A 17,408-nucleotide genomic window follows, 5' to 3' on the forward strand; every position below is an offset into this window, starting at 1 on the left:
GGAGTGAGAGGCTTCGGATGCCGCGCCAGCGGATCCGGAGCCTCTCTCGTTCGTCCACACGGGTTTCCGAGGTGTGCGACCGGTAGAATCGAAAGACTCTCGGAAAGGGGTGCGGATGTCGCGACTGCCGTCGATCAGCGGACCCCGCGACCTCGATGCTCTCAGCATCCGTGAACTCCACGAGCTCGCCGAGGAGATCCGCGGTTTCCTCATCGAGAACGTGTCCAAGACGGGCGGCCATCTCGGCCCGAACCTCGGCGTCGTGGAGCTGACCATCGCCCTGCACCGGGTCTTCGACTCGCCGAACGACCCGGTGATCTTCGACACCGGCCACCAGTCCTACGTGCACAAGCTGCTCACCGGCCGGCAGGATTTCTCGGGGCTCCGCACGCGCGATGGCCTGGCCGGCTACCCGCAGCGGTCCGAGAGCATCCACGACGTGGTCGAGTCCTCGCACGCGTCGAGCTCGCTGAGCTGGGCCGACGGCGTCTCCAGGGCCCTCGCCCGCACGGGCCGCGCCGACCGGCACGTCGTCGCCGTCGTCGGCGACGGCGCCCTCACGGGTGGCATGACGTGGGAAGCCCTGAACAACATCTCCGACGACAACGACCGCAAGCTGGTCATCATCGTCAACGACAACGGCCGCTCCTATGCTCCGACGATCGGCGGGATGGCCCGGTACCTCAACCGTGTGCGCACCGGCGAGGCATACCGCACCCTCTACGAGAGCTCCGGCACGCTGTTCGCTCGCCTCGGTCCGGCTGCGCGCGCGGTGTACCGCGGCGTCCGCGGTGGCACCCACGGATTCCTCTCCAGATTCACGAACAACGCCGCGCTGTATTCCAACCTCGACATCAAATACCTCGGGCCGGTCGACGGACACGACCTGGAGGCGATGATCGAGACGCTCGCCCTGGCCAAGAGCTACGGCGCACCCGTGATCGTCCACGCGATCACCGAGAAGGGCCGCGGTTACGCGCCCGCACGCGAAGACGAAGCCGACCAGTTCCACGCGGTCGGCAAGATCGACCCGATCACCGGCGAGACGATCGGCGGCTCGACCAGCGCGGCATGGACCGACGTGTTCGCGCAGTCGCTCGTGCAGATCGGCGAGGAGCGCGACGAGGTCATCGCCATGACCGCTGCGATGCTCCGACCGACCGGGCTGCTCCCGTTCGCACAGCGGTTCCCCGATCGCGTCTATGACGTCGGCATCGCCGAGCAGCACGCTGTCGCGTCGGCCGCGGGCATGGCCTTCGGGGGCGTCCACCCTGTGGTGGCGATCTACGCGACCTTCATGAACCGCGCGTTCGATCAGGTGATGATGGATGTCGGACTCCACCGCGCCGGCGTCACCTTCGTCCTTGACCGGGCCGGCGTCACGGGGCCCGACGGTCCGAGCCATCACGGCATCTGGGACCTGGCGATGCTGCAGCTCGTGCCCCACATCCGGATCGCCGCCCCCCGGGATGCGATCCGGCTGGATGAGGCCCTCCGCGAGGCCGTCGCCGTGGACGATGCTCCGACGGTGATCCGCTTCCCCAAGGGTCCGGTAGGAGCGGAGCTTCCCGCACTCGAGCGCCTGCACGACGGCACCGACGTGCTGTGGCGCAGCGAATCCGAAGACGTGCTGCTCGTCGGCATAGGTCCGATGGCTCACCTCGCGGTCGATGTGGCGGGGCGCCTCCGCGATCAGGGCATCGGTGCCACGGTCGTCGACCCTCGGTGGGCGGTGCCGGTCAATCCGTCGATCGTCGCCCTCGCCGCGCGCCATCGCCTGGTGATCACGATCGAGGACGGCATCCGCGTCGGGGGAGTGGGCACCCGCGTGCGTCAGGTGCTGCGCGAGGCGGGCGTCGACACGGCCGTCGACGAACTCGGTCTCCCCGACGAGTTCATCGCCCACGCGACCCGCGAGCAGATCCTGGAGGATGCCGGGCTGACCGCCGCCAAGATCGCACAGGACGTCGTCGCCCAGGTGCTCGGCACCCGCATCCCGGTGGCCCGCCCGGCCAAGGACGACAACCCCTGGCTGGTGTCCGACATAACACCCTCGCACGGCGTCGAGCGCGCCGGCGACTGAGACTCCGCAGCGCCTGCCGAGACGAAGCCGCCGCGGGCGCTGCGGGTGGGATGCACGAGGGGCGGATGCCGCAGCATCCGCCCCTCTTTTCGTCACCGGATCTCGGTACGCTCGCTGGCGCTCGCTACTCGATCACCGAATCGCGCTACCGCGCGAAGAACTCAACGGATGCCCAGGATCTCGGGGGTATGGAACGTGCCGCCGAACACGCGCTCGGATGCACCCTCGCGATCGAGGTAGGGCGAGGCCCCGCCGTCGATGAACGGCCAGCCGGCACCGAGGATCAGGCACAGGTCGATGTCTTCGACTTCCGGCACCACACCCTCGTCGAGCATGAGCTTGATCTCGTGCGCCAAGCCGTCCTGCACGCGCGCCAGGATGTCGGCTTCGCTCGTAGGGGTCGATCCGACCTCGCCCTTCAGCACTTTCTCCGCGGCCTTCGACCAGCCGGTGACTCTGCCGCTCTTGTCCTTTTCCACGACGTCGGGCAGCTCGGCGAGCTTGTGGAAGTTCTCGGACGCGAAGAAGCGGTCGGGGAAGGCGTGGGCCATCGTGTCCTGCACGTGGGCTGCGACCTTCCAGCCGACCAGGTCGATCAGCTGGAACGGCGTCATCGGCAGCCCGAGCGGCCCGAACGCCTTCTCGACGGTCAGCAACGGGGTGCCCTCGTAGACCGCGCGCGCCGCCTCGCCCATGACCTTGGCCAGCAGGCGATTGACGACGAAGCCCGGCGCGTCGGCCGTGAGCACCGCGTTCTTGCCCAGGCCCTTCGCGACGACGAACGCCGTCGATAGCGCGGCGTCGTTCGTGACCGGTGTCTTGACGATCTCGATCAGCGGCATCACGGCGACCGGGTTGAAGAAGTGGAAGCCCACCAGACGCTCGGGATGCTCGAGCCGGGACCCGATCTCCTCGACCGACAGCGACGAGGTGTTGGTCGCGAGGATCGCGTCTGACGCGATGATCTTCTCGATGTCGCCGAACACCTGCTGCTTGACGCCCACCTCTTCGAAGACGGCCTCGATGACGAAGTCGCAGTCCGCGTACTCCGACCGGTCGGTCGTCCCGTGGATGAGGCCGCGGAGCTTGTTCGCCTGATCACCGTCGATGCGACCCTTGGCCTCGAGCTTGCCGATCTCGTCACGGATGTACGCGAGGCCCTTGTCGACCCGCTCCTGGTCGAGATCCGTGATCAGCACCGGCACCTGCAGGCGGCGCACGAACAGCAGGGCGAACTGGCTCGCCATGAGGCCCGCTCCGATGATGCCGACCTTGGTCACCCGCTTCGCGAGCGCTTTGTCGGGGGCGCCGACCGGTCGCTTTGCGCGCTTCTGCACCAGATCGAACGCATACATCGAGGCGGCGAACTGGTCGCCCGTGACGAGGTCGGCCAGAGCCTCATCCTCACGCGCGAAGCCCTCTTCTTTGGTGCCCGACTTCGCCTTGTCGAGAAGCTCGAGCGCGGCGTACGGCGACTTCGGCACGGTGCCGATGCGGCTCTCCAGCATGCCGCGCGCCATCCTGATCGCAATCGGCCATTTGGTCAGTCGCTCGATCTTGCCCGGCTCGTTCTTGCGCGTCACCTTCACGGTGCCGTCGAGCACGTGATCGGCCCAGCGCAGCGAGTCTTCGAGGTAGTTCGAGGCGGGGAAGATCGCGTCGACGATCCCGTAGTCGAACGCCTGCTGGGGCTTCAGCATCCGGTTCTGCTTCAACGGATTCGAGATGACCACTTCGAGCGCGTTCTCGATCCCGATGAGGTTCGGCAACAGGTATGCGCCGCCCCACCCGGGAATGATCCCGAGGAACACCTCGGGGAGCGCGATCGCGGCGGCCGAGGCATCCACGGTGCGGTAGGTCGAGTTCAGCGCGATCTCGAGTCCGCCGCCGAGGGCGAGTCCGTTCACGAAGGCGAACGAAGGGACACCCAGCTCCGAGAGCTTGCCGAGCACGTGGTGCCCGAACTGAGCGACGAGACGGGCGTTGTCCTTCGAGCCGACCTTCGTGATGTCACTCAGGTCGGCGCCTGCGGCCAGGATGTACTGCTTGCCGGTGATGCCGACGGCCTGGATCTCGCCGGCCGCCGCTCGCGCCCTCAGCCCATCGAGAGTCTCGCTGAGCTCCTTGAGCGTGGCAGGACCGAGCGTATTGGGCCGGGTGTGGTCACGCCCGTTGTCGAGGGTGATCAGGGCGAGCACCTTGCCGGAAGGGAGGCTGATGTCTCGCACGGGGGAGTGCGTGATCACTTCACCGTCGGTCATCGCGAGGATCGGGCTGAAGTCGACTTCTTCGTAGTTCGTCATCCGTCGAGCCCTACTTCCGCTTGCCGTTGTAGTGGGGGTTCTCCCAGATGACCGATCCGCCCTGCCCCAGGCCCACGCACATCGCGGTGAGGCCGTAACGAACATCGGGACGCTCGGCGAACTGCGCGGCGAGCTGGATCATGAGGCGCACTCCGGAGGCCGCGAGCGGGTGCCCGAGGGCGATCGCGCCACCCCACTGGTTCACGCGAGGGTCGTCATCGGCGATGCCGAAGTGATCCAGCAGCGAGATGACCTGGATCGCGAACGCCTCGTTGAGCTCGAACAGCCCGATGTCGTCGATCGTGAGGCCGGCCTTCTTGAGGGCCTTCTCGGTCGACGGGATCGGGCCGATGCCCATGATCTCGGGCTGCACGCCGGCGAAGGCGAACGAGACGAGCTTCATCTTGGGCGCGAGACCGAACTCCTTCACGGCTGCCCCACCGGCCAGCAGGCTCACGGTGGCACCGTCGGTCAGCGGCGAGGAGGTGCCCGCCGTGACACGGCCGTGCGGACGGAACGGAGTCTTCAGGCTCGCCAGACCCTCCATCGTGGTCTCGGGACGCCGCCCCTCGTCCTCCGTGGCGAGACCCCACGCGCCGTCGGCGCCCTTGATCGCGACCGACACGAGGTCGGGCTGGAACTTTCCGGCGTCATACGCCGCCTGGGCCTTGTGCTGACTCAGCATGCCGAACCGGTCGGCGCGCTCCTTGGTCAGCTCCGGGAACCGGTCGTGGATACGCTCGGCCGTGAGGCCCATGTTGAGCGCGTCGGGGCTCACGAGCTTCTCCGAGACGAATCGGGGGTTCGGGTCGACGTTGCTGCCGTCCAGCGGGTGACGGCCCATGTGCTCCACACCGCCGGCGAGAGCGAGGTCGTACATGCCGATCCCGATCGCACCGGCCATCGTCGTGACGCTGGTCATGGCGCCCGCGCACATGCGATCGATCGCGAAACCGGGCACCGTCAAGGGGAGCCCCGACAGGATCGCCACGGATCGCCCCAGAGTCAGGCCCTGATCACCCGTCTGCGACGTCGCGGCCAGCGCGTAGTCGTCGATGCGCTCACCGGGCACCTTGGGGTTGCGCTCGAGCAGCCCGATGGTCGCTTTGACCGCCAGGTCATCGGATCGGGTGTTCCAGTACTGACCTTTTTCGCCGGCACGCCCGAAAGGCGTGCGCACTCCATCGACGAAGAAGACGTCCGAGATCTCGGCCACTCTGCCTCCAAAACTAGGGTTGGATTCCAGCCTAGGTTCGGCGCGCGCACGCCCAGCATCGGTTGGGCTGAACCTACGAATCGCCCTCCGGGGGCCCGGAAGGGCTTTGCAGGGATTCCACAAAGGCATCGGCGATCCTCTGTGAGGTTTCCTCAATCTGCCAGCGCCGAGCGCCGAGCTCTGCGAGTGCCTCGCCGATCTGCTGCGCGGTGGCCTCGGCCGGGGGTACCCACGCCACCCGCCTGAGCAGATCGGGGGTCAGCAGGTTCTCGGTCGGCATGTGCAGCTCTTCGGCCCGTGCCTCCACCGCGATGCGTGCGGCCTTCAGGCGCGCATCGGCCTCCGGATTGCGATCGGCCCACGCGCGGGGCGGGGGCAGCGTGTCGCCGCCCGATGCGCGCTCGGACGGCAGCTCGGCGGTCGTCCTCCCCGACTCGATCGCCGCCCACCACCGGTCGAGCTGACTGCGGCTGGCACGACCGGTGAAGTCCTTGAGCTGCGAGAGCTCGTGGCGCGACTTCGGGTCGGCGAGCACGGCGGCGATCAGCGACCGGTCGGGAACGAGCCGGCCGGGAGAGACATCCTCCTGCCTGGCGTATTCCTCGCGCGCGATCCACAGGGCGCGTGCGATCGCCAGGGAGCGGCGACCGCGCACCGTGTGCAGGCCGCTCAGGCGACGCCATGGGTCATCTCGCGTCGGGCGGGGCTGACGGGTGCGGACGGCCTCGAACTCTTGCGCGGCGATCTCGACCTTGGACTGCTCTACCAGTTCGGCCGCCAGCGCGTCGCGCACGTCGACCAGGTGCTCGACGTCCAGTGCGGCGTACTCGAGCCACGACTGGGGGAGCGGCCGCGTCGACCAGTCGGCGGCCGAATGCGCTTTGGCCAGAGTGATCCCGAGGGTGTCTTCCACGACGGCGCCGAGCCCCACCCGTTCGTGCCCGAGCAGGCGCGCCGCGAGTTCGGTGTCGAAGATCGACGGCGGTTCGAGGTCGAGCTCTCGGAGCGAGGGCAGATCCTGGCTGGCTGCGTGCAGGACCCACTCGACATCCCCGATCGCCGCCTGCAGCGCCGTGAAGTCGCCGATCGGCGGAGGGTCGAAGAGGAAGAACCCCGAGCCGCGGCGGAAGACCTGGATGAGGTAGGCCCGCTGCGAATAGCGGAAACCGGACGCGCGTTCGACGTCGACGGCGACGGGTCCGCTTCCCGCCGCGAGGAGTGCCGAGGCTTCGCGCAGGCCGTCGGCGTCGGCGATGACGGTGTATCCGGAAACGGGGTGATCAGTCACGCGTCGCCCTCTGGGGTCCGAGCAGGGCGATGCCCTCGGAGCCGGGTGGCAGCCCGCCGAGCATGCAGACCAGTTCGGCCCATGCTTCGACGTGGCCGGTCATGCTCCCGGACGGCGACCACGATGCGCGCAACTCGATCTGAGCCCCGTCGCCCTCCTCGGCGAGCGACCCGAACCCTTTCGAGAGGGTCTTGGTCGCCGTCCCGGATGCCGAGTGATAGGCGGCTCCGCGTGAGTCGAGGGCATCGATGAGCCATGACCACGCGACGTCGGCCAGGAGAGGATCCGTGCCGATCTCGGATTCGAGGGGCGCCTGCGCGAAGCACACGATCCGCCATGATCCGTTCCACGCCGCGGGCTCGGCGGGATCGTGCAGGAGGATGAATCGGCCCGTGCCGTACGGCGAATCGTCGCCCTCGACCTCCGGTCGGATGTCGCCGGCGAGGGCGAACGCCTCGGGGGCGATGCCGGTGGGCGCGGGAATCTGGCGCACGACGAGATCGTCGCGGAAAGCGGTGCGCCGCACCTCGTCGGACGCGTGGGCGAACGAGAGAGGAGCTGCCGGGAGACGATGGTCAGCCACGTCGACAGACTAGAGTGAGGCCTCGATGCTCGTCCCCAGGCGCGCCGCGACGCGCGGCGCCACTCCCCAGTTCATCGCCGGCGTGAGAGCGGCGCTGACTGTCCTCAGCGCCGCCTTCATCGCCGTGCTCGCGGCGCTCACCTTCACCTCGGTTCGGGTCGCCCGCAAGGTCGTGACCCCCGCAGGGCGCATCCCCGACACGCGCATCTTGGCGCTGGACACCGCGGCTCAGACGATCACGCTCTCGCGCAATCCCGACTCACGCCTCCCGGGCCGCTACGGACTGTTCACGACCGGCAGCGAGCAGTACGTCAAGCTCGGCTCGGTGCTCGCCGAAGACGCGACGACGGTCAAGCGGAAGCTTCTCACCCACATCGGCACCGATTCGCATCTCGCACAGGATGCTGCCTTCAGCGGCTGGTACTTCGCCCGCCCCGAAGAGCTGCACCTGCCCTTCACGTCCCCGCTGATCGGATCACCCTCGGGTCCGTGCCCGGCGTGGCTGTTCCCTGCCGCCGTCGATACGGACGTCTGGGTGATCCAGGTGCACGGGCGGGGCACGACGCGGTCCGAGTGCCTGCGCGCGGTACCGGTCTTCCACGAGCTCGGCATCACGTCGCTCGTGGTGTCGTACCGCAACGACGGCGAGGCGCCGCGGAGCCGTGCGGGCACGTATGCGCTCGGCGCGACCGAGTGGCGCGACATCGAGGCCGCGTTGGTGTTCGCACGCCGGGGCGGTGCCCGGCGCGTGATCATCATGGGCTGGTCGATGGGTGGCGCGATCGCGCTGCAACTGGTCTTGAATTCGCCCCATCGTGATCTGGTCGCAGGCCTCGTGCTCGATTCGCCCGTCGTGGACTGGCGCGTGGTGCTGACCTATCAGGCGAAGCAGCTGCACCTGCCGAGCCCGGTGACGGGTCTGGCCCTGGGTGCACTCGGAGCGGACTGGGCCACTGCGGTGACCGGCACCGGCGCCCCGATCCCGTTCGATCGGCTGGATGTGGTCGCGAGGGCAGCCGAGCTGCAGCATCCGATCCTCATCCTGCACAGCGACGACGACGGCTTCGTCCCCTCGGACGCCTCACACGAACTCCTGCTGGCCCGCCCCGATCTGGTCGAACTCGAGGTGTTCGAGATCGCGCGCCACACGAAGCTCTGGAACTACGACCAGGAGCGCTGGAGCGACAGCATCCGCTCGTGGGTGCTCCGTCAGGGCCTCACTCCCGCGCGCGCAACCGCAGATAGCTGAAGCCCGCCTCGTCCACGAGCATTCCCGAGACCTCGGTGCGGGGGCGGGCACCGTCGGACACGCGCAGGAAGGGCGCGGGCGCGGGCCCGATCACCGGGGCGACGGTCACGCAGTACTCGTCGATCACCCCCGCCTCGGAGAACTGCGCGGCCAGGCTGGGGCCGCCCTCGCAGACGACACGTGAAAGGCCCCGAGCCGCCAGAGCGTCCAGGATCGCGCGCGGAGACAGGCGAGGGCCGCCGGGCACCGGCACCACGGTTGCGCCGTAGGGCGCCGCTCGTTCGGCGACCTCATCGGCGACACCGGCCGGGCAGACCAGCAGCACGCGATCGGGCTCCGCGCCGTGTTCGAGCGACAGCCGATGCCCGGTGAGGCGCCCCGATGACGTGACGACCGCGAGCCGCGCAGTGCGGGGAACGACGTACCCCTCCGCTCGCACACTCTGCGCGCCGACGACGACCACGTCTGCGTCACGCCGGATGACTCCCAGGATGCTGCGATCGATGCGGCTCGTGAGCGTCTCGCTCGTGCCGTCTTCGCCTGCGGCCGAGCCGGTGAGGCTCGTGACCATGTTGAGCCGGACGTACGCGCCGTCCCGCGCGTAGCGTTCGCGCAGCCAGTCGCGGCCTTCGGGCGTCGCGACATCTCCCGAGCCGAGAGTGCGCGGCACGACCTCGGTGACCGTGAGCGGTGCGTCGAGCATGGGCCGGTCTCAGGCGGCCATCTTCGCGCGCACGTGGCGCTTGGCCCGCATCAGCATCCCCGTCATGCCCGAGATGCGCAGGGGAGACACGGCCCGGGTCAGCCCGATGCTCTGCGGGAAGTCGTCAGGGATCGCGAGCACCTCGTCGGCGCTCAGACCCGTGATGCCCTGCGCCAGGATGCTGGCGAACCCGCGAGTCGTCGGCGCCTCCATGGGCGCCGTGGCATGCATCGCGACGATCCCGTCGGCATCCACGTCCACGACGATGTACACCGGCGACTGGCACTCAACGACGCGTTCGCACAGTTCGGGATGCCCGTCGTACTCCGCAGGGATCGGCGGCAGCTCGTACGCGAACTCGAGCAGCAGCTGCAGCCGATCGGGTTCGGCAAGCGCGAGGAAATCGTCGCGGATCTCGGCGAGGGAGTCGGGAAGGGTGGTCTCGGTCATCCCGGACATCATCCCACGATGCCGGGTAGTGCGGCCGGGCGGATTCAGTGGGGGACCGGGGCCGGTCCCGGCTCGGATCCGGTCACGATCGGCACGCGCACGGCGCTACCCCACTCGGTCCACGATCCGTCGTAGTTGCGCACGTTCTCGAATCCGAGCAGATGGTTCAGCACGAACCACGTGTGGCTCGAGCGCTCTCCGATCCGGCAGTAGGCGATGATGTCGTCGCCGTCCTTCAGCCCGGCGCCGTCGCGGTACACGGCATCCAGCTCGGCGCGGCTCTTGAAGCCGCCGTCCTCGCCGACCGCCTTGGCCCATGGCACGTTCTGGGCCGAGGGGATGTGCCCGGCGCGCAGAGCGCCCTCCTCGGGATAGGCCGGCGCGGTAGTCCGCTCGCCGGAGAACTCCTCGGGGGAGCGCACGTCGATCAGCGGGTCGCCGAAGTGCGCGAGCACGTCGTCTTTGTAGGCGCGCAGCACGCTGTCGTCCCGGTCGACGACCGGGTACTCGGTCGCCGGCCGGGTCGAGGCATCCGTCGTCACAGGGCGACCCTCGGCGATCCACTTGTCGCGGCCGCCGTCGAGCAGCCGCACGTCTTCGTGGCCGAACAGCGAGAACACCCACAGCGCGTAGGCGGCCCACCAGTTGTTCTTGTCGCCGTAGATCACGACCGTGTCGTCGCGCGAGATGCCCTTGCGGCTGAGCAGCTCGGAAAAGCCCGCGCCGTCGACGTAGTCGCGCACGACCGGATCGTTCAGCTCGGTATGCCAGTCGACCTTCACCGCACCGGGGATGTGCCCGGTCTCGTAGAGCAGCACGTCTTCGTCGGACTCGACGACCACGAGTCCCGGCTCGCCGAGCCGCTTTTCGAGCCACTCGGAGGTGACGAGTCGCCCAGGCTCGGAATACTCGGCGAACTTGGCGGATGTGGTGTCGAAGTCGACGGACACTGGGGCTCCTCGGGTCAGATCGCCGGTTCGGGATCGCTGACGGCGACGGCGTAGGGTTGAGACCGTCCCTACGACCCTAGATTCCCACGTCGGGGCACGCACCCGCCCCGTAAGACTGCGACACAGGATTCCGCCATGACCTCGACAGCCGCAGCGACCGGCATCGTGCACATCGGCGAACGTGCTCCGCAGGTGTCGGGCACCGACATGGTGGCGGCCCTCGTGCCGCCGCCCCAGTTCGACGGGGCGACCTTCGAGTCGTACCGGGTCGATCCCGCCTTCCCGTCCCAGCAGGAGGCGAAGGAGAAGCTCCTGGCGTTCTCCGCACCCGCGGCCGCCCCCGAGCGGGGCGGATTCTTCCGCCGCCCCAAGCGCGCACCCGAGGCCAAGCCCGGGGTGTACCTCGACGGCGGGTTCGGAGTCGGGAAGACCCACCTGCTGGCCGCGATCTATCACGCGATGCCGGCACGGCGGAAATACTTCGGGTCGTTCATCGAGTACACGGCGCTGGTCGGCGCGCTGGGCTATCAGAAGACGGTCGAACTCTTCCGAGGCTCCGACCTGCTCTGCATCGACGAGTTCGAGCTCGACGACCCGGGCGACACCATGGTCATGACCCGCCTGCTCGGTGAACTGGTCTCCAGCGGCACCCGGCTGGCCGCGACATCCAACACTCCGCCCAATGCCCTCGGCGAGGGGCGCTTCGCCGCTCAGGACTTCCTCCGCGAGATCCACGCGATGAGTGCGAGCTTCGAAACGATCCGCATCGACGGCACCGATTACCGTCAGCGCGCCCTCGATGGGCACGCCGCGGTGCTGACCGACTCCGAGTACGAACGCGCGGTGACGGATGCTGCGGCCGACGGGCTCGCGTCGGACGATGCGTTCTCCGTGCTCATCGAACACCTGGCGCAGGTGCATCCCAGTCGCTACCTGCGGCTGCTCGACGGTCTCGCGCTGATCGGGATCCGGGGTGTCGCACAGCTGGAAGACCAATCCTCGGCGCTGAGATTGGTCGCATTCGTGGATCGCGCCTACGACGCGCAGATCCCCGTGCGGGCGACGGGACTGCCGCTGGACCAGGTCTTCGCCGACGAGATGCTCGCGGGCGGCTACCGCAAGAAGTACCTGCGGGCCATCTCACGACTGATCGCCCTCACGCACTCCTGAGTGCAGATCCGCTGCTTCTTCACGGCGGCTCCGATGCGTCACGAAACGCGATGTTTACACGCGGGGGCCAGGCGTAACCGTCTGGAAACATGCTTCCGACCATCGCGGTAACCCGCGCTGTACACACTGGGGTCACCCGACGCTCAATTCCTGCGTCCCTGCAGAGAGGTTCTCCCCGAGATGGATCAAGGCAACACCGCATTCATCCTGCTAGCCGCAGCGCTCGTGCTGCTCATGACACCAGGCCTGGCCTTCTTCTACGGCGGGCTGGTGAAAGCGAAGAGCGTTATCAGCATGATGATGCTGAGCTTCGGCGCCATGGGCCTGATCGGAGTGCTCTGGGTTCTCTACGGCTACTCGATCGCGTTCCCCGCAACCTCCGTCGGCACCATCCAGTCGCCGTGGGCCATCGACCCGGCCGAGTTCGGACTCGAGTCGCTCCTGACGACGCCTGAGGGCGCGGCATACCCGCCGCTCGCCTTCGTCGCGTTCCAGGCCACCTTCGCTATCATCACCGTGGCGCTCATCTCGGGCGCCATCGCCGACCGCGCCAAGTTCGGGGCGTGGCTCGTCTTCGCCACCGCGTGGGCGACGATCGTCTACTTCCCGGTCGCCAGCTGGGTGTTCAACTTCGGACTCAACGCCGATACAACCGGCCCCGGAGATGTCTTCAGCTACGGCGGATGGATCACGTACGGTCTGCAAACGTGGATCGGAGTGGGTGCGATCGACTTCGCGGGTGGTACCGCGGTGCACATCAACGCCGGTGCCGCAGCCCTCGCGCTGGCGCTCGTGCTCGGCAAGCGCGTCGGATTCCAGAAGGGCATCACCGTCCCGCACAACCCGCCGTTCGTGCTCCTCGGCGCCGGCCTCCTGTGGTTCGGCTGGTTCGGCTTCAACGCCGGCTCGGAGCTTGCTGCGGACAACACGGCCGCTGTCGCGTTCGTCAACACCATTGCTGCTCCTGCGGCGGCGCTGCTGGCGTGGCTGATCGTCGAGAAGATCCGCGACGGCAAGCCCACCTCAGTAGGGGCCGCATCGGGTGCAGTCGCCGGTCTGGTCGCGATCACGCCGGCGTGCGCGGCGCTGAACCCGATCTGGGCGATCCTGCTCGGCGTCATCGCCGGCGCGGTCTGCTGCCTCGCCGTCGACCTGAAGTTCAAGCTCGGCTTCGACGACTCGCTCGACGTGGTGGGCGTCCACCTCATCGGTGGTCTCATCGGAACCCTGTACATCGGCTTCTTCGCCAACAACACCGGCCTGTTCCTCGGTGGTGACGGCAGGCAGCTGCTCGCTCAGGCGATCGCCGCGTTCTCCGTGCTGATCTACTCGTTCGTTCTCGCCTTCGCCATCGGCTGGGTCATCGAGAAGACGATGGGCTTCCGCGTCAAGAACGAGGACGAGATCGCCGGAATCGACACCGTGGTGCACGGTGAAGAGGGCTACGTCCTGACCGACGCTCGGGCTTGATCCGCGCGTAGCAGGTCATCGGAGGGGCGCCGCGACCACTCGCGGCGCCCCTTCGCCGTGCACGGCGCCGCGGGGCGCCGCACCGAGACAGGACAAATCCCCGAGACAGGTCGATTCGCGGCGGATGCCCCTGTTCTCGTGCGATCTCCTGCGCTGGTGCGCCACCCTTCGTGGGTATCGTGGCCGTGTGACCGAACGAACGGGCTTCTGGGGATTCCTTACGCGAATGGTCGGCTCACGGCCGTCGCCGTCGCCTTCGCGGGCGAGGTCTTCGACGGTGCCGCACGAGGGCCGCAGCGGGTCCACCGCGACGATCGAGATCGTTCCCCCTCCCGCATCCGCGCTGCGAATCTCGTACGCGCCCCAGATCGACGGCGACCCCGATGCCGGCGAGATCATCTGGACCTGGGTTCCCTACGCCGAGAACGATGGCCGGGGCAAAGACCGGCCGGTGCTCGTGATCGGACGCGAATCGGCCGACCGCGTCTACGCAGTCCGCCTGACGAGCAAGGCGCACGGCGGCGACCGCGACTTCCTGCCGATCGGCTCAGGAGCATGGGATGCGCAGGGTCGGTCGTCGTGGATCGACATCGAGCAGCTCTACAGCGTGCACTCGGCGGGCATGCGCCGCGAGGCATCCGCTCTCGACCTCGAACGTTTCGTCCGCGTCGCGAACGCACTCCACACGCGGTATGGCTGGGCCGTCGGCAACTGACAGCTCGAGTGGTCCGACAGAATGAGGACATGGACCACGCGACTCCGGACGGCTCACTCGAACCCGCGGCCGAGCACCTCGACGTGGCGATCGCCGTGCGGCCCGGAGCGTCGGGAACCAAGACTCTTCGAACACTCGTGAACTTCGCGCTGGCCGCCGTCACCGGAGATTCCGCCCCCCTGGTCGCCACCCAGCACGACCTGGTCGTGACTCGCCGGGAGACCGGCGGCGAGGTTCTGCGCGCTGCCGCCGGCTCGCTCAGCGAGGCTGACGCACTTCTCCAGCGGGTGCGCCGAGACCTCGAGACGAAGAGCGTCGGCGAGTTCCTCTCCGAATGGCGGCTGCCGGACGAGCCAGCCGAGTGAGAGGCAGAAGCTGAAGCGCAAGCTGAAGCTGAGGGTGGGCGATGCCGGACTCGAACCGACGACCTCTTCCGTGTGAAGGAAGCGCGCTACCAACTGCGCCAATCGCCCCAAGGCCGTGAGGCCGGTTACCGATATTACCGGATCACGGAGGATGCCACGAACCCGCGGCACCCGACACGCGAGCCCGCGCGCGGTTTGGCGAGGCGCCGTGGATCGGCTAAAGTCTTACGAGTGCCCGGAGCAATCCGGAGCATGCGGATGTAGCGCAGTTGGTAGCGCACAACCTTGCCAAGGTTGGGGTCGCGAGTTCGAGTCTCGTCATCCGCTCGAGTGAAGTGTTCCTCCTCTGGGAGGATCGTGACACGTGGGGTCAAACCACACAACACGGTGGCGTGGCCGAGCGGCTAGGCACCGGCCTGCAAAGCCGTTTACACGGGTTCGAATCCCGTCGCCACCTCCAGCACTGCCACTTCTACTCTCCTGAACTGAATAGCCCGAAACGGGCGCGATTGGCGCAGCGGTAGCGCGCTTCCCTGACACGGAAGAGGTCACTGGTTCGATCCCAGTATCGCGCACACACGAAATACCAGATCAGGACCGGTTTTCCGGTCCTTTTCTGTTTCCACTACCGCGCCGTTACCAATTGGTACGCGATTCCAGGAGTCATTCGGCCCCCCGAAAACATGAGGTCTCGTACAAACTTCGTTTCTGCAATGCTCTATCGACGGGATCGAAAGGAACTCACTTGGCAAAGAGCGGCGTCAAGGTTAAAACCGGCTGCCGCGACTGCGCGCTTTGCACGGGCAACGCGTTCACGGGCGTGGGACGAAACATGAGCCGTGGGATGGCCAATATTGCGACCCTGGGCATAGCTGCGGCAGCCCGTAAGAAGTGTGGGCTGTGCGATCACCCTATGAGTGAGCATGAGGAGTGGGTGCGCCAGCAAGCGGCGAGCAATCCCCCGCGTTGGGTCTACTTCAACGGCGTGTATCGGTGGTTCGATGGCACAGCAACGACCAACTATCAGGCGCCTAGCGAGCAGGCGCCGCCGCCGCTCGTCGGTCAGGGCGCGCAGTGGTTTCGCGTGGGCGCGGACACTTTTCAGTTCTGGACTGGGTGGGATTGGAAGGCATGGTACGCCGACCACGCGAATGCGGCATACCCGGATCCGTCAGCGCCCGCATCGTGGCTCCCAGGCTGGTACGCGGAAGGAACTCGATATCGGTATTGGTCGGGCGCGACGTGGACCGACGACTGGAGCGATGGTGAGCGCACAGGGCGGCCGTCTTCCGCTGAGCGAGTCCGCTCCCGTTCCGAGCCCGCCCAAGCGAGCTTCTCAGCTGAGGAGCTCATGAAGTTTGTTGAGATGCACCGCCAAGGCATTCTCAGCGACGCTGAGTTCGCTGCGGTCAAAGCTCGCCTTCTAGGGACGTAGCGGTGAATCGTACCGATTTTCATTTTGGGCATGGTAAAGCGCCCCTTCTGGCTGTTGATCGTCAGCGTGATACGGCTGTACAACCAATTGGCAATCCGTTCCGTTCCACTTGGCTCTACTCAGATCCAGTGGTAAATGCCTGGTCAGGTGCCATTTTACGGGACTTTCCGCGGGAATATGTGAGATAGCCAGCTCTCTTTCGATCCCTGTATCGCGCACACACCACATCCCCCGGATTCCGCACCCCTGGAGACGACGAAGCCCCCGGCGTTCAGGCCGAGGGCTTCTAGTCGAGAGTGGGCGTGGCTACGGGGTGTAGAACACCTCGTCGGCGATGAACCCTGGCTGAGCGCGAACAAGGAAGGGCTCGTTATCAGCAACCAGGTAGGCCGCTGAGCCGGTCACCGATCCACCAGGGAAGAGCTCGTCCAACCCAAACGAGTCCTCGAGGATGACGATGTTGTCGTAGCTGTCGACGACGTTGCCGGACGCAGTGACGACATCAACCTGGACTTCGGCGGCGTACCCCGATTTGGTGCCGATGTAGGTGTTCGTCCAGTTGACGATGATGTAGTGCGACCCGGCAGGCGGGGCCTCGTTGAAGCTGTTCCCTGCGGTGACCGTCGCGTTTCCGTCCTGGTTGACGCTGTTGACGACGACAGTCCAGTCGGCGCTGCTCACCGACGTACCGAGTGGGATCGGGTTATCGCGTGTTCCGGCCGCCGCGGCGGGCTGCTCGGCGGCCGGTGCGTCGGCGGGCTGGCTGGGCTGGGCACCGATGTTCGTGTCGTCGCTGACCGCGGCGCTGAATGCAGCTGCCGCGACGGCGAAGAAGACGACGAACGCGACGATGGTGCCGACGATCGAGACGATCAGTCCGGCGATGCCGAGGCCCTTGCCTTTGCCTGCGAGGAACAGGGACACGATGCCGAGGATGAACCCGATCGGCAGGAGGATCCAGCCGACGATCAGTGCGCCGGGGATGCAGGCGAATATGAACCCGATCCCAGCTGTGATCAGGGAGATGAGTCCGACGACGTTGAGCGCCTTCTTCGGCGTGGGCGGTGGCGCGGGTGGAAGAGTCTGTGTCGGCGCCCCGTATGCGGGCTGCTGGTAAGCGGGCTGCTGGTAGACGGGCGGTTGCGGATATTGCGGCGAGGGATCCTGCTGGCCGCCCCCCAGCGGCTCTGATGTACTCATGGTCATGATCATAGGGAGCACACAGGCAGTTGCTAGAAGTATTGGCAATCCGCATTCTCAAATTTGCCCGCGTAAGTTCGGAGAGCGATCAAACTGCTGCCGCCACTGCTGCCCAGGAGATCCAATTGGCCCTCGGGATCGCGCCAGGACACGCCCGACTCCAGGGGCGTGTGCAGTCCTCGCAGCCACCGCCACAGCCCAGGCTGGTCGAGGGGCAGCACACGACGG

14 protein-coding genes and 4 tRNA genes are annotated in these 17,408 nt (G+C 67.2%); 9 read left to right on the plus strand and 9 right to left on the minus strand.

The annotated features are described in order from the left end of the window. Positions 1–115: 115 nt before the first annotated feature. Positions 116–2,083 (plus strand): 1-deoxy-D-xylulose-5-phosphate synthase, encoded by a 1,968-nt coding sequence (dxs, locus tag ACFE6Z_RS03700; RefSeq protein ID WP_375384318.1) that lies wholly within the window; start codon positions 116–118, stop codon positions 2,081–2,083. A gap of 161 nt (positions 2,084–2,244) precedes the next feature. Here the strand turns inward: dxs and ACFE6Z_RS03705 are convergent, their stop codons facing one another. The 4 genes from ACFE6Z_RS03705 to ACFE6Z_RS03720 all read right to left on the minus strand — a co-directional run bounded on the left by ACFE6Z_RS03705 (position 2,245) and on the right by ACFE6Z_RS03720 (position 7,473). Next, positions 2,245–4,386, minus strand: a complete 2,142-nt coding sequence (locus ACFE6Z_RS03705; protein WP_375384319.1) for a 3-hydroxyacyl-CoA dehydrogenase NAD-binding domain-containing protein — start codon at positions 4,384–4,386, stop codon at positions 2,245–2,247. Between the two features lie 10 nt (positions 4,387–4,396). Next, positions 4,397–5,602: a thiolase family protein gene (locus ACFE6Z_RS03710; RefSeq protein WP_375384320.1), complete on the minus strand. Its 1,206-nt coding sequence runs from the start codon at positions 5,600–5,602 to the stop codon at positions 4,397–4,399. Between the two features lie 73 nt (positions 5,603–5,675). Next, entirely contained in the window at positions 5,676–6,890 is a 1,215-nt protein-coding gene (locus ACFE6Z_RS03715) for a ribonuclease D (protein WP_375384321.1), read from the minus strand. Beyond that, entirely contained in the window at positions 6,883–7,473 is a 591-nt protein-coding gene (locus ACFE6Z_RS03720; RefSeq protein WP_375384322.1) for a DUF3000 domain-containing protein, read from the minus strand. The genes ACFE6Z_RS03715 and ACFE6Z_RS03720 overlap by 8 nt, the downstream gene beginning before the upstream one ends. 25 nt (positions 7,474–7,498) lie before the next feature. Between ACFE6Z_RS03720 and ACFE6Z_RS03725 the strand changes: the two genes are divergently transcribed. Next, positions 7,499–8,722, plus strand: a complete 1,224-nt coding sequence (locus ACFE6Z_RS03725; protein WP_375384323.1) for an alpha/beta hydrolase family protein — start codon at positions 7,499–7,501, stop codon at positions 8,720–8,722. Here ACFE6Z_RS03725 and ACFE6Z_RS03730 read toward each other — a convergent pair. The 3 genes from ACFE6Z_RS03730 to ACFE6Z_RS03740 are packed head-to-tail and all read right to left on the minus strand — an operon-like array spanning position 8,691 to position 10,825. Further along, complete coding sequence (locus ACFE6Z_RS03730) at positions 8,691–9,425, minus strand: dihydrofolate reductase family protein (RefSeq protein WP_375384324.1); 735 nt, start codon at positions 9,423–9,425, stop codon at positions 8,691–8,693. The two genes, ACFE6Z_RS03725 and ACFE6Z_RS03730, sit on opposite strands and share 32 nt — an antisense overlap. 9 nt (positions 9,426–9,434) lie before the next feature. Continuing rightward, positions 9,435–9,875, minus strand: coding sequence for a SufE family protein (locus ACFE6Z_RS03735; protein WP_375384325.1), 441 nt, complete (start codon positions 9,873–9,875; stop codon positions 9,435–9,437). 44 nt (positions 9,876–9,919) lie between these two features. Continuing rightward, positions 9,920–10,825, minus strand: coding sequence for a sulfurtransferase (locus ACFE6Z_RS03740; RefSeq protein WP_375384326.1), 906 nt, complete (start codon positions 10,823–10,825; stop codon positions 9,920–9,922). Positions 10,826–10,960: 135 nt separating this feature from the next. Between ACFE6Z_RS03740 and zapE the strand changes: the two genes are divergently transcribed. From zapE to ACFE6Z_RS03760, 4 genes are all read left to right on the plus strand, one after another. Next, positions 10,961–11,995, plus strand: a complete 1,035-nt coding sequence (zapE, locus tag ACFE6Z_RS03745) for a cell division protein ZapE (RefSeq protein WP_375384327.1) — start codon at positions 10,961–10,963, stop codon at positions 11,993–11,995. Between the two features lie 180 nt (positions 11,996–12,175). Further along, positions 12,176–13,465, plus strand: a complete 1,290-nt coding sequence (locus tag ACFE6Z_RS03750) for an ammonium transporter (RefSeq protein WP_375384328.1) — start codon at positions 12,176–12,178, stop codon at positions 13,463–13,465. A 187-nt stretch (positions 13,466–13,652) separates the two neighbouring features. Continuing rightward, positions 13,653–14,180 carry a type II toxin-antitoxin system PemK/MazF family toxin gene (locus ACFE6Z_RS03755; protein ID WP_375384329.1) on the plus strand — a complete coding sequence of 176 codons (528 nt, stop codon included), beginning with the start codon at positions 13,653–13,655 and terminating at the stop codon, positions 14,178–14,180. Between the two features lie 29 nt (positions 14,181–14,209). Continuing rightward, entirely contained in the window at positions 14,210–14,545 is a 336-nt protein-coding gene (locus ACFE6Z_RS03760) for a hypothetical protein (protein ID WP_375384330.1), read from the plus strand. A gap of 35 nt (positions 14,546–14,580) precedes the next feature. Here ACFE6Z_RS03760 and ACFE6Z_RS03765 read toward each other — a convergent pair. Further along, positions 14,581–14,653, minus strand: a tRNA-Val gene (locus ACFE6Z_RS03765). 146 nt (positions 14,654–14,799) lie between these two features. On the opposite strand from ACFE6Z_RS03765, the gene ACFE6Z_RS03770 reads away from it, so the two are divergent. The 3 genes from ACFE6Z_RS03770 to ACFE6Z_RS03780 all read left to right on the plus strand — a co-directional run bounded on the left by ACFE6Z_RS03770 (position 14,800) and on the right by ACFE6Z_RS03780 (position 15,120). Beyond that, positions 14,800–14,872: transfer RNA gene (locus ACFE6Z_RS03770), tRNA-Gly, on the plus strand. Positions 14,873–14,931: 59 nt separating this feature from the next. Then, positions 14,932–15,005, plus strand: a tRNA-Cys gene (locus ACFE6Z_RS03775). A 43-nt stretch (positions 15,006–15,048) separates the two neighbouring features. Beyond that, positions 15,049–15,120 (plus strand) — tRNA-Val (locus ACFE6Z_RS03780). A gap of 1,166 nt (positions 15,121–16,286) precedes the next feature. On the opposite strand, the gene ACFE6Z_RS03785 is transcribed toward ACFE6Z_RS03780, so the two are convergent. Beyond that, complete coding sequence (locus tag ACFE6Z_RS03785; RefSeq protein WP_375384331.1) at positions 16,287–17,180, minus strand: hypothetical protein; 894 nt, start codon at positions 17,178–17,180, stop codon at positions 16,287–16,289. Between the last annotated feature and the right edge of the window lie 228 nt (positions 17,181–17,408).

It is taken from the genome of uncultured Microbacterium sp., assembly GCF_964244775.1.
Taxonomy (GTDB): Bacteria; Actinomycetota; Actinomycetes; order Actinomycetales; family Microbacteriaceae; genus Microbacterium.